Origin of the sequence: Paenibacillus sp. FSL L8-0502 (assembly GCF_038593055.1) — a bacterium.
GTDB classification, from domain to species: Bacteria; Bacillota; Bacilli; order Paenibacillales; family Paenibacillaceae; genus Paenibacillus; species Paenibacillus polymyxa_D.
The window spans coordinates 985,457-998,289 of record NZ_CP151958.1; the positions used below are offsets into that span (position 1 = coordinate 985,457).

13 protein-coding genes are annotated in these 12,833 nt (G+C 42.7%); 6 read left to right on the top strand and 7 right to left on the bottom strand.

Annotation, left to right across the window (positions count from 1 at the left end):
- Positions 1-2: 2 nt before the first annotated feature.
- Complete coding sequence (gene gnpA / locus NSQ57_RS04420) at positions 3-2,177, top strand: 1,3-beta-galactosyl-N-acetylhexosamine phosphorylase (protein WP_342425673.1); 2,175 nt, start codon at positions 3-5, stop codon at positions 2,175-2,177.
- Between the two features lie 158 nt (positions 2,178-2,335).
- The gene (locus NSQ57_RS04425) at positions 2,336-2,707 is read left to right on the top strand and encodes a hypothetical protein (RefSeq protein ID WP_342420173.1); all 372 of its coding nucleotides are present in this window, start codon (positions 2,336-2,338) and stop codon (positions 2,705-2,707) included.
- A gap of 91 nt (positions 2,708-2,798) precedes the next feature.
- Here the strand turns inward: NSQ57_RS04425 and NSQ57_RS04430 are convergent, their stop codons facing one another.
- Positions 2,799-3,737: a YafY family protein gene (locus tag NSQ57_RS04430; protein ID WP_029517106.1), complete on the bottom strand. Its 939-nt coding sequence runs from the start codon at positions 3,735-3,737 to the stop codon at positions 2,799-2,801.
- A 142-nt stretch (positions 3,738-3,879) separates the two neighbouring features.
- On the opposite strand from NSQ57_RS04430, the gene NSQ57_RS04435 reads away from it, so the two are divergent.
- Both NSQ57_RS04435 and NSQ57_RS04440 read left to right on the top strand, forming a co-directional pair.
- Entirely contained in the window at positions 3,880-4,329 is a 450-nt protein-coding gene (locus NSQ57_RS04435) for a VOC family protein (RefSeq protein ID WP_340954330.1), read from the top strand.
- Between the two features lie 115 nt (positions 4,330-4,444).
- Complete coding sequence (locus NSQ57_RS04440; protein ID WP_342425674.1) at positions 4,445-5,923, top strand: YdiU family protein; 1,479 nt, start codon at positions 4,445-4,447, stop codon at positions 5,921-5,923.
- A gap of 103 nt (positions 5,924-6,026) precedes the next feature.
- On the opposite strand, the gene NSQ57_RS04445 is transcribed toward NSQ57_RS04440, so the two are convergent.
- From NSQ57_RS04445 to NSQ57_RS04470, 6 genes are all read right to left on the bottom strand, one after another.
- Positions 6,027-6,443, bottom strand: coding sequence for a DUF4280 domain-containing protein (locus NSQ57_RS04445; RefSeq protein ID WP_342425675.1), 417 nt, complete (start codon positions 6,441-6,443; stop codon positions 6,027-6,029).
- Positions 6,444-6,448: 5 nt separating this feature from the next.
- Complete coding sequence (locus NSQ57_RS04450) at positions 6,449-6,979, bottom strand: hypothetical protein (RefSeq protein ID WP_342425676.1); 531 nt, start codon at positions 6,977-6,979, stop codon at positions 6,449-6,451.
- Positions 6,980-8,239, bottom strand: coding sequence for a pentapeptide repeat-containing protein (locus tag NSQ57_RS04455; protein WP_342425677.1), 1,260 nt, complete (start codon positions 8,237-8,239; stop codon positions 6,980-6,982). It abuts the gene before it with no gap.
- A 12-nt stretch (positions 8,240-8,251) separates the two neighbouring features.
- A complete protein-coding gene (locus NSQ57_RS04460) occupies positions 8,252-9,667 on the bottom strand; it encodes a phage baseplate assembly protein V (protein WP_342425678.1) in 1,416 nt (471 codons plus the stop codon).
- Positions 9,664-10,344, bottom strand: a complete 681-nt coding sequence (locus NSQ57_RS04465) for a hypothetical protein (protein ID WP_342425679.1) — start codon at positions 10,342-10,344, stop codon at positions 9,664-9,666. Before NSQ57_RS04465 ends, NSQ57_RS04460 begins: the two co-directional genes overlap by 4 nt.
- A 165-nt stretch (positions 10,345-10,509) precedes the next feature.
- Complete coding sequence (locus NSQ57_RS04470; RefSeq protein ID WP_209949980.1) at positions 10,510-11,385, bottom strand: SDR family NAD(P)-dependent oxidoreductase; 876 nt, start codon at positions 11,383-11,385, stop codon at positions 10,510-10,512.
- Positions 11,386-11,582: 197 nt separating this feature from the next.
- Between NSQ57_RS04470 and NSQ57_RS04475 the strand changes: the two genes are divergently transcribed.
- Positions 11,583-12,050, top strand: a complete 468-nt coding sequence (locus NSQ57_RS04475) for a MarR family transcriptional regulator (protein WP_029517097.1) — start codon at positions 11,583-11,585, stop codon at positions 12,048-12,050.
- 48 nt (positions 12,051-12,098) lie between these two features.
- Positions 12,099-12,545 (top strand): GNAT family N-acetyltransferase, encoded by a 447-nt coding sequence (locus NSQ57_RS04480; RefSeq protein ID WP_342425680.1) that lies wholly within the window; start codon positions 12,099-12,101, stop codon positions 12,543-12,545.
- Positions 12,546-12,833 lie beyond the last annotated feature (288 nt).

Genomic DNA, 12,833 nt, shown 5'->3' on the forward strand with positions numbered 1-12,833 from the left:
AGTTGTCCAAACAAACAACGGGGGGCTTTACACTACCGGGAGAATCTGGTTATGAGGCGCTGACCCTGAAATTAGCTGAACGGTGGGGTGCCGATGTCATCCGTGATAGTGACGGCACGCAATTGTCCGATGAGATTATAAATGCTGGGTACGGCATATATTCGACAATCTGTATCATCAGAGATCATAATGAGTGGGCGTCCCACCATCTGGATAAGCTGCAGCAGTGTTTTTTAATTACAAATCCAAAGGTAGCTGTACAAGATTATGTATCCATCTATCTGATGGAGGATTTTTTTGCTGAACAGTTCAAAGTGAATGATTCCAAAGAGGCGTTTAACTATTGGCAGGTTTTTGACAGAACGACCGGAGAGGAAGTTCCAAGAGAACAGTGGAATTATGAAAGGGAATCCGGAAACGTGGTCATTACCGGAATTGCTCCTTGGCATAAATACACGGTGAGCTTCATGGTCTACCGGATCTGGGAAGAGATTTCCATGTACAATCACACCACGAATCATTGGGACAAAGAGCATTTGATGCAGATAGATCCTATCTATGCAGAAACGCAACAGTATCTGCTGGATTGGATGGAAGATTGGTGTCTCCATCATAAGGAAACCACGGTTGTTCGGTTTACTTCCTTATTTTATAATTTCGCCTGGATCTGGGGCAGCGATGAGCGCAATCGCCATCTGTTCTCTGACTGGGGTTCATACGATTTTACGGTAAGTTCAAGAGCGCTTGATCTGTTTGCCAAGAAATACGGGTATTCGATGACTGCCGAGGATTTTGTGAATGGCGGGAAATACCGCGTCAGTCATATCCCGGCTGAGCAGCGCAAGCTGGATTGGATGGCATTTATCAATGATTTTGTAATCGAATTTGGCAAGAAATTAATTGATATTGTGCATAAGCACGACAAGCTGGCCTATGTGTTTTATGATGACAGTTGGGTTGGTATGGAGCCCTATAATGACCGTTTCCAAGAGCTTGGTTTTGACGGATTGATCAAATGTGTGTTCTCAGGTTATGAGGCGAGGCTGTGTTCAGGTGTGAAAGTGAATACGCATGAGATTCGGCTGCATCCATACTTATTTCCGGTTGGCTTAGGCGGGCTTCCTACCTTTATGGAGGGGGGCGACCCCACGCTGGATGCCAAAAAGTATTGGATTAATATCCGGCGCGCCTTGCTGCGGGAGCCTATTGACCGGATTGGATTGGGCGGATATTTGCACCTTGTAGAGCCTTACCCGGATTTTTGCGATTACATCGAAAAGATTGCCAATGAATTCAGAGAAATTAAAGAACTGCACCACGAAGGCAAACCCTATCATATGAAGACGAAGGTAGCTATTCTGCATAGCTGGGGAAAATTGAGATCGTGGACCTTGTCCGGACATTTCCATGAAACGTATATGCATGATTTGATTCATGTCAATGAAGCTTTATCTGGATTGCCGGTTGAAGTTGAGTTCATTAATTTTGAAGATATCCGTCAGGGAATTCTACAGGATTGTGATGTAGTGATCAATGCCGGCTCTGCTGGTTCAGCATGGAGTGGTGGGGAGTACTGGAATGACAACAAGTGTGTGGACTTACTGACCCAATGGGTTTATGAGGGGGGTACCTTTATTGGCATCAATCAGCCTTCGGCGGTAGAAGGTCACGACAGCTTTTTTAGAATGGCGCATGTTCTCGGACTGGATGAGGATACAGGCTCCAGGGTAGGTCATGGAAGATGGACATATGAGGTTAGGGATGAGTATGGTTTGGTGCCTGAGGGGGCAAGTATAACGCCAAAGAATAGCATTTATCTTACGGATGGGTCAGCTGCGGTAGTGGAGGAAGCAAGTGGTATGATAACACTGTCTACACATGCCTTCGGTAAAGGAAAGGGAATTTACCTTCCTTCATTCGAATTCAGCTGGGAGAACACAAGATTGCTGCTGAATATGATTCGCTTTGCGGGCAATGAGTTACATGAAACGAAGTATATTACGGATAACCTATATACAGAGTGTGCTTATTATCCAGAAAGTAAAATGTTGGTGGTTATTAACAATAGCGATCAACTTCAAAGAACGACGGTTGATACGGAATATGGCAAACAAACGATGGAATTAGATCCGTATGACACCATGATCACTCGTATTGGCTTAACAAAATCGGTATAGAAACGGAAAATAATAAGAGTAGCGGTGTCAAGCCCTCCTTTATTTAAGGAAGGGCTCTTTGTTTTAGCACCTCCAGAAAATCCAGCCAATTTACCGGGGATTTTGTCCATTCAAAAGTATCTACTCCATCATTAACTATAAGTAAAACAATGAAGGAGATGATTTCTTTGAGAAAGGCAACCTTAGTTAAAATTAGAAAAGCGGAAGCAAAACTGGGGAAAAAACTGAAAAAAAGAAGTCACGTGGTTATGAATCTTAAAAAAGCCATTCGTGTAACTCAACTTGGAGATGGATTTGCGCGTTTCACTTTCGCTGCGGTTACTATCCCCCCAAATAGCTTTAGAAGCACTACGATTAACGGTAACGACTACAATCTGATTAGTGGTTCATGGATTTTCTCTGGAAATCAGCAAGGGTTTCTTCTCGATAACTATTCTGCGGCGGAAGACAGATGGTTCTTTACTGCATGGAATCCAACTGGATTCACAAGAACGGTCTCCTATGCTGTTATCGCCAAACGGAAGCCATAATTCAAATGTCATCGTTAGCAAGGAAAAGGAGCTTGATCCTTCTTTTCCTTGCTAAAAGGTAGAGGAAATGTTGAACAAACCTTCGATGATCTTATAATTTTTGATAGTGGTTCAAGAGATGCTCAACTTTTTCTTTAATAATCTGTTTTAAAGATTCAGGCTTCACAGATCGTACATAATGACCATATCTCATAAAATAATGAGCGATAAACTCTTCTTCTCCAGGATTATAGAATCCCTTAATGACTGTCTTATCACCATTTTCTATTTTCATAGAGGGATAATGTTCTTTATAGAAAATGTCCTTCGCTTGTTCTACAATCTCTACTTCAAAGTCAATGCTCTTCTCGGATTGATACATTTCTAATGAACGATTAAGGAGCTCATCTATAGAAAAGTCAGAATTGCTCTCCTCTTCTTCTATTAAGGTTATTCGATCACATCTGAAAACTCTATATTTATTCGTATTTAACTCTATGCCAGTAGCATACCATTGACCAAACTTAGCGGAAATTTTGAAAAATTGAATATAGTAACTTTTTTTCTGATTATTTTTTACATATTTAACTTTACAGGTACTCTCATTAAGAATGCTTGTTAGAATTTTATCTAAATAACGACTAACATGAGTATGCTGATATACTTCAAATTGTAAGACCTTTTTCATTTTATGAATCTGGTCTATTTGTGTTTTAGAAAGACAGTGTTCAAACTTTTCATTGAGTTTATTAATACTTAAATGAAAGGGGGTGGATTGATAAGCTTCTAACGTCAACATTGCAAAGTACAGAGCATATACTTCATCCATCGTGAAAATAATGGGAGATAACAACCTATTTTTTAAGATACCATATCGCCCATGTCTGCCATGTTCCGAAAAAATAGGCATACCTAATTGTTCTAATGAATGAATATCACGTAGAGCTGTACTTTTTGAAATATGGTATTTATCCATCAGGTCATTTAAATTAAAGAACTCTCGACTGTTTAAGTATCTGATCATATCATTTAATCTTTCTGATTTCTTCATCTAAACCTCCTTATAAAGGTGTCATGTTTTGATACCTTTTTATATGATAATAAGCTTAAGGGAATATATCAAATTCATAAGATATCTACCTGAGGATTTTACAAAATCCTGACTAAGATTATATATAAAGGAGATTGATATCATGAGTGCAACACTGGAAGTAGCTATTTTCTTATCCATGAACGGAAAGGCAAAGGAAGCTATACATTTTTACAAAAAACACTTCAACGCAGAGGAATTGTTTCTGGTTACCTATCAAGACATGGCCCAACGTGACAGTTCCATACAGATTACGGATGAAAATGAAAATTATATTTCTCATTCTGTCTTATCCATCGGAAAAACAAAAGTAATGATAGCAGAAGATACAATGAATCCCAGTGAAAAATATACAGTTGGTAATAACACTTCATTATGTATTCAAAGTGCTGACTTAGAAGAAATTAAACATTTTTATCATAGCTTAATTACAGATAATCGCGTGAAAATTATCGTGCCTTTATCTAATAATATGTTTAGCCAAGCCTACGGTATTATTGAAGACCCGTTCGGTATTCAAATACAATTAATGTTTGATAATCGATTACAATAAAAAGGTTGTTAAAAGCTAAAAAGCACAATAGCATGGTGAAAAGTGGATAATAAATGGACAGAGGTAAAAACTAAAAGGGGAAAATCCAAGATACCACAGCAGAAAAGGAGACACTATGACGGAGAGAAAAGAAATAGCAGATAAAATAGGGTGGAACTTCGACAACAGTTACTCTCGTCTGCCGGAATCCATGTTTACAAAGCTCAACCTAACTCCTGTCCGCTCACCAAAGCTGATTATACTTAATCATCCGTTGGCAGCATCACTGGGGTTGAACGGCACGGCGCTGCAAAGGAATGATGGCGTAGCGGAGCTGGCCGGCAACCAAATTCCTGAAGGGGCTACGCCTCTTGCTCAAGCTTACGCAGGACATCAATTCGGGCATTTTAACATGTTAGGAGACGGTCGTGCTCTGCTGCTTGGCGAACAGATCAATCCCTTGGGTGAACGGGTTGATATTCAGCTCAAGGGCTCTGGCAGAACGCCATACTCCCGTGGTGGTGACGGGCGTGCGGCACTTGGTCCGATGCTTCGTGAATACATCATTAGTGAGGCGATGCATGCGCTAGGTATTGCTACCACCCGCAGCTTGGCGGTGGTATCCACAGGTGAGACGATCATCCGGGAAACCGAGCAGCCCGGTGCCATTCTGACCCGTGTGGCTGCCAGTCATCTTCGCGTCGGAACTTTTCAATACGTCTCAGCATGGGGCACGTCCGAAGATCTCCGTGCTCTGGCTGATTATACATTGGAAAGACACTACCCGGAAGTTGCCAATGACGAAAACCGTTACCTTTCACTGCTTCAGGAAGTGATTAAGCGTCAGGCCGAGCTGATTGCCAAATGGCAGCTGGTTGGTTTTATTCACGGGGTGATGAACACCGACAATATGACCCTTAGCGGAGAAACCATTGATTATGGTCCTTGCGCCTTCATGGATACCTATGATCCTGAGACGGTATTCAGTTCCATCGACAGGCAGGGACGCTATGCTTATGCCAATCAGCCGCATATTGCTGCGTGGAATCTCGCGAGATTTGCTGAGACGCTCTTGCCACTGCTGCATGACAACAGGGAGCAGGCTGTCACACTGGCTGAGGATGCAATTTCAGATTTTGTGAAAATGTTTCACCATCATTGGCTTGCAGGAATGCGAGCGAAGCTGGGGATCTTTAACGAAGAGCAGGAGGATGAATCTCTTATTGAGGAGCTTCTGAATATCATGCAGAAGCATCGTGCCGACTACACCAATACATTCCGTGCCCTAACTTTGAGCAAGCTGGAGGATATGGTTCTGTTCAGCACTGCAGAATTCACCCAGTGGCACGAGCAGTGGCAGGAGAGACTGGGCAGACAGCAGGAATCACAAGCCTCCTCGCGTCAGCAGATGCGCAGCAGTAATCCTGCAATCATCCCACGCAACCACCGGGTAGAAGAAGCACTGGAAGCTGCGGTGGAACGAGAAGACTACCGTGTGATGGAGAAGCTTCTTGAAGTTCTTTCGAACCCTTATGCCTACTCTACCGAACAGGAAATGTACTCTACATTGCCTGAGGAATCCACCTGTCCTTACCGCACCTTTTGCGGTACCTGATGCGGGCGAACGATTTGAAGATAACCTATATCATGCGTTGGTGGTGAAGATAGCCAATCTCTCACCAACGCATTTTGTTTTTATTTTGGTAGGCTGCAACTGATTAATCCAGCTCCTGACCGTCATTTTCGATCTGTATGTGTCCGCAATAAAGACATTGATGCGTACAGTTCTGCGTAAGAGCGGGCTGGCCTTCGATGCGAATGTCACTTTTCCCGTTCAGCCAAGGCATCGTAAGGACAGGAATACACGGGGCCTTTTTCACCCCATAAATATCGACCATCTCACTGGCTTGCACAGCCGGATTCAGCGGACTGGAGCAATTCCCGAAGGATTTTATGTTCACTCCAGGCACATAATCTCCAATATTCATCTGTGCTTTATTTTTGACATACACCCCGTGGCTAAAAGGGCGCTTCAAACGCGTAGGCTGTGTACCGTAACTACAGCTTAAAATCGCACCTGCCACGACATAGCTTTTTTTCGCACCTGTTCCAGGCTGCACACTTGCTTCTTCCATACGGATTATTCCTCCTCATTAGCCATCTCCACTTTTTGCACACGAACACCTGTAAATGGACGACGCAGCAGACTTTCCGCTACCGCGAGATTGATATAGATATGTGCTTCCAACAAGCCAGCAATCCGAAATATAGACGATTCGATTTTCCCGTGTTTAAGTACCAATTGCTTCAAGGTATGGTCGGGATACCACTCGGTTTGTGAGGAAAGACAATCTACCACAGGTGGACGCAGTACCCAGTACACATCCTGCCTGGCTTGCTGGAAATCGGTAAGTATAGCTGCTTTCCATTCCAGTCCCGGCATATATTTTTCCAACAGGGCTTTCATGGAGTCTGAAACTAGCGGCAAAGGGAACTCCAGAAAATCTGGATATACGGTTCGTGAATCTGTATGTACAGCTAAAAACAGGGGAGTGTCCTCCGTCTGGATTCTGTGATCCGCAAGGAGTTCTTCCACCTGTAAGGGAGACAGGGAAGCAGGCTCCACCCGATACTTGACGCGCTCGTCCACCATGAGTTGAAAATATCTCATTTACCCCCACTCTCCTTTACTCACTGTATCTGTTACCTGTGTAACCAGGGGTGCTTCTACAGCAGCAAGGCCAATGGCTTCGCTTAGTTGGATATCTGTAAAGCTTGCCCGGTGTAGTTTTGCTCCTGTAAAGTTAGCTTTTACTAAACATGCACCTATAAACGAAGCGCCAGTAACATCGGCTCCTACAAAGCAGGCACCTGTTAGATCCGCGCCGTTAAATAAAGCTCTTTGCAGCGTGGCATCTTGGAAAGTAGCTCCTTGAAGCTGTGCATGTTGAAAACTAGCTCCCTGTAAATTAGCTCTTGTAAAATTCACTCCATCCAATCCTAACGGTTCCCAATCCAGCCAAGCATCCGATCCATATTCGCTATTGCTTAAAACTTCGTCCAGCACAGCCTCTTGCAGGGAACAACCACGGAAATCGGCTCCGTGAAGCAGGCTGTGCGAAAAGTCGGTTCCATCTAGCTGAGCTTCTTGCCATACCGTGCCTACGAGGATACAGTGATGCAATCGACTTTGTTGCATCTCGATCTGGCGAAAGACTGTATAGCGAAAATCCAAGGAACTGTAATCTCCATCCGACAGTTGAACTTGAGACAGTGCTTGGTAGCTGTAGGCCGATTCTTCTTTTTCCTCCAGCCAAGACTTTATGATGTTTGCATCCATGGGTCTTCGATCTTCCCGATACACAGAGACACTATGATCCATATACTCTCCGACGCGAATCTCAAAAGCTTCTTCACGATCCAACGCCTCAAACTCTAGTAGGTCGACTGCTTGCTTCATAGTCTGACGAACCAGACTAACGATCATCGTATGAAGATATCCCGCTGCTTCCAGCATGATCTGTTCCAATTCAAGTTCGGAAAGGGAGACTTGCTGCTTCAAAGTTTCAGCCCCAAGTTGTTCACGTAATTGAGTCCAATAGGGAAAAATCCAACTTGCATCGTACTCCAACTGAACGGGCTCAGCATCAAGCATCCATAAGGCATCCGTAGCTTCAACAAGATAAACGGGCTTCTCTTCAATCCATGTGGTGCGCAGCATGGAGTAGGTGATGTAACCGATATGACCTTTACGACCTGTGAGTTGCTTTTGCCGAATCAGCTCACAAAAGGCCCGAAAATGTTCTACTATATGCTGTAATCGTTGTGTTTGTGTTGATTTACATTTCAACGCCCATTCTTTGCGAATGAGAGACCAAGCCTGTTGAAGAGCTGCTTGTTGCTGATCTAACACATCTGTTTGCTTTTCCATTGCTAATCATCCTTAATTTGACTTCACTTCGCTGCCTTTCATATCCGCCGACCCGCTTAATTCAATATGACTGCCGTTACAATCCATACGGAGCTGACTACCTGCGGACAGGCTCATCGTCTTTCCCGCAGACAGGCTGAGATTGCCTCCTGCCGAAATATTCACTTGCTTGCTGCTGGTGATATGAATACCTTCTCTATCATCCAGTTTGATGTAAATAGCGCCGTCCTTGGCTGTAACGACCAGTTCATCTGGTCCCAGTCGAATTTCCTTGCCATGCGGGGTACGCCATATTTTCATTTGTGGATTGGAAAAATGGTTATACGTACTCTTGCGATCTGCCCGTCTCACGGCACTACCTGCCACGCCATCTTCTTCCCGACTACCGGGGAAATAGAGGGAAACTGAATCGCCTTTTTCTGGCATGACGTACCAGCCGGTATGGCCACCGCCACTGTACACAGTAGAATAGTTGAACCAATGTGCCTTGCTTGCGTCCTGTTGTTCGTCACAATCCAGATGAATGCGCACCTGATCCTGACGTACGTCCAGCACAGTACCGCTTAATGAGGCTCCTGCCAGCTTATCCTGGTAGTAGCTTTTTTGCCTAAATCCCTGGTAAGAACCCAACACATACTGATGCCGCAGCAGTCCTTGACTCATGGCGGTGTAGGCTTCCATCACATACAGATTATGCCCCTGAAAATTCAACTGAGCGCCCAAGTCGAGTACCTCATCCGTTTCTACCTCATAAAAAATAAAATCGTGTTCACTCAGTTTGGTCTGTTCATTCTCCTGAAAATAACGAAAAGGAAGCAATTGCTTACGTACGGTATAACGGGTATGATCCAGTATCGCCTGTGCAGGGCTGTCCTCAATACCAAAATAAAATTTGGGACTGTCAAAACGGGCTACAGGCATCAGACTCGTATGATAACGGGAGGCTATGCGTCTCAGAAATTCCCAGTCTGTCTCCTGATACTGAATGGCAAGCCGCCCGATGGCTTCTCCGCCAGTAGCCCCGTCGATCACATCCAGTCCTTCATAGTCCTTACCTATGTGCTCCAGCATTTGAGGAATCGTCATTTTCGTATACTGAAAAGAGCGGGTACGCTGCTTGATGTCCATCCGGTACGTATGAGAAATAGCTTCCACTTCCAGATAGTACACACCTCGCACGACTTTTACCTCGACTGAGAGGGCAATGCCGCTAAATAGCGGTTTGCTTGTACCAGATTCATCTTGTTGACTGACTTCAATGATGGTTTTTTTTTCTGTCGTCTCTACATAACTGTCTTGCAAGTCTTCAGGGATAACACCTGTGAAATAAAGCCGAGTATGCTCGTTAATTTTTTTCGTTAAGGTGAGCTCCTCCAGATCCATTTGTTCATAAGGGTGAATTTGAATTTGATCGTATCCCAGACTCATGGTGTAGTCATTCCTTTCTCATTTATAGAATAGGCGGAGGGTGGAAGGACAGAAAGGGATTGAACCCAGTATTCTGCTACAGGTAACCATACTTCGAGATCTGCCTCCAGACAGCTAAAGGAACCTATGACAACTCGTTCATTGTGGATAAAGAGCAGCATTTCGTTGTATAGATTACCGTCGATCCCAGCCGTCACAAAACGAATCTGCCCAACTGAAAGTCCTGAACGGTTAGTGACCATTTCGGTACCTAACCAGTTGCGAATCGGTTGTACAGACCGTAAAATATCCGCCATTTGCTCTACAAAATCGGGCAGTTCTTTCGCTTCCAGAGCGGTATCTGTAGGATTAAAAGTAATATTGATGGTCTCCTCAGATGAGGTATAAATGACCTTTGGTCGATGCTCTGAAGGATATTTGATTATAGCTTGCTCCATTGGCATAGGAGTAAAGGACTTGGGAATGTAGAAACCAATTTCTCCGTGTAGTATTGTAATGGGCTCCAATGCGAGATAATCGTTTTCAATATGAAGTAGCTTTGTTTCTTCAAACATGGAACCGTCCTGTTCCGATTTCTGAGTTTGAGCTGGAATGGATTTCACATTATCGTTATTAGCTGTCTTCCGATCCACCATTTTAGCTTTGAGGCTAAGTATATGCTCGTCTAGATAGTTCATAGGAAGCCCCCTTTTAGGAAAAATACACGTTTGTACTTGAATATGTAAAGATGGGAGGAGATATTTAAGTACAAAACCAGCATATGTATTTATCGGTTAAAAGAGAGATTTAGTTTACAAAATGAACCATTCGTTGGGGGGCATTATTTGATAATAGCTCCTATTTCATGCCATAACCCCTTTTTGCCGTAACAATTCGGTAGTAGTACTCCAAAGTAGGCGTTGCATCTTGCTATCCCCACCAGGATATGTCGGCACAATCGGCTTACCAGTGCCAACATTAAAATATCCACCTGTCACTTCTCGATATTGAGATTCTGTTGCTAAACGAATAATAATTTCTGCTCCTCTCCGTGGGTCTCCAATATGCAAAGTGTTCAATATTTTTGCAAGTACTGAAGAAAATCCCAACTCACGGCCAAGGCCAGTAACGTTAAATCCTGGATTAAGTGCGTTAACTACGATTCCGGTTCCATCCAACTGGCGTCCAAGTTCTTCTGTAAACATGATATTAAGAAGTTTAGTCTTTCCGTATATCTTAGATGAACCTCTTGCGGTAAATGCAGATATATCTGTTAAATCCTCCGGTAATTTTAATTCGCCATGGTTGCGTGACGCTTCAGAAGCCACATTGACGATCCTAGCATTTGTGGATTCCATTAGTGAATTGAGTAGGGTATGCGTTAACAGCCACGGGGCAAGATAGTTTACGGCTATCATTTCTGCCAAACCCTCTGAGGTTATTCGCTGTTCAAATCCATGTAATCCAGCATTGTTCACTAATACATCAATCTTTGGATAATTAGCTTTAATTTCATCACCAATACGCCTGACATCCTTCATAAGAGACAAGTCCCCGAAAAAAAAGTCTACCTTTGTACTTGGCGCCAGATCTTTTAGAATATTTTTAGTCGTTTCAGCACGCTTTTCATTTCTGGCTGTTAAGACTAGATGCGCTCCGCGTTGGGCTAATTCAATTGCTACTAATTGTCCAAGACCGTTAGTAGCACCAGTGATTACAATAGTCGGGTATGTCGACATATACATCATCCTCCTAATTCTCGATCCAATTACATTCTTATTCATGCTTACGCTTTACGGTTGTAGATGCTTTATACTGTAGATCTTCTGCTTGACACTTACCAAAGCCGAAAATATGATTGATATATATCAAGTATATGTATTTTAATTGATATATGTCAAATATATTCGAACTCATTCAAATAAGGTGGAGACATATGGATCATAAAACTCAACATTCAAATTCTACAAGAGAGCAATTAGAACTGAATCTTGGTGAACAACTTAATGCACTTATAAGCGCGTCACATGCACTCAATGTAAGAACAGCGGCACTTTTCGATCCATCATTACAACCTGCGGCTTTTCTGATCGTACGCTGCCTTCTTTCGTACGGTCCGGCAAGCGCTACATTTTTGGCGGAATCCACCGCTATGGATCGAAGCTCTGTCAGCCGACTTGTTACTCAGCTTAAACACTTGAATTATGTAAAAAGTGAAACTCACCCTGAGGATCGTCGGGGAGTGTTAATATCCCTGACAGCTAATGGTCGTGAAAAAGCCCTAGAAGCTTTAAAAGAAAAAGAAAATGAGTTTTATCAACGTATTTCAACATGGGAGAATTCCAAACTTGAAGCGTTTATTGGTATGCTGAATTGTTTTAACGGTCAAGATTGCGAGGAGTAATGATTCGACATAAAGCATCGGATGATGAAAATAGGGGGCTTTCAAAAAGTGAAAGAAAAAAATGTTAGGGAAATTAGGGCAACTGATTATCATGATATTTATTTGTTAAACCAAGACTTTAATCCCAATCTAGATCTATTTCCTGAAGTAAAAGTAAAAGAGAAGATTGAAATGATTATAAAGGAATCAAAAGATGTAATCTTTGTTTATGAAGAAAACAACGAGGTATTAGGATATATTCATGGAAGCCCACATGAATTACTTTTTTCTGAATCTTTGGTGAATATACTAGGATTTGTTGTTAAAGAAAAGTATAGAAATCAAGGTGTAGGTAGCATGTTGATTGAGCGTCTTGAACAGTGGGGAAAGTCCCATGGATTTTCCGGGATCAAACTGTTATCTCACCCAAGTCGGATACAGGCTCACAGGTTCTATGAACGACGTGGCTATATGTTTACCAAGGATCAGAAAAATTTTATAAAAAGTCTCAAATAAATACATAGGCTTAATATCGTGATATTTATCATTGAAAAACTAGTTATGTTTAGCACTCTAATGCATCGCATTAAATTGACCATTGTTCAGAAAACATGAATCACCTTCCTTTCCATTTCATGCCTAAATATGTCTGCGAATTAGCAGTTGTATTTAGGCGTTTTTTGTCATACAATGCATCTAATGCTACGGATTCGGTCTTAGAAACAGTAAGGTTTGGACGGTAAATAGGACGTGGTTTCCTTGTATATTTAAGAATCGTGGAACTACTTTGTAGTCGTTCACTCA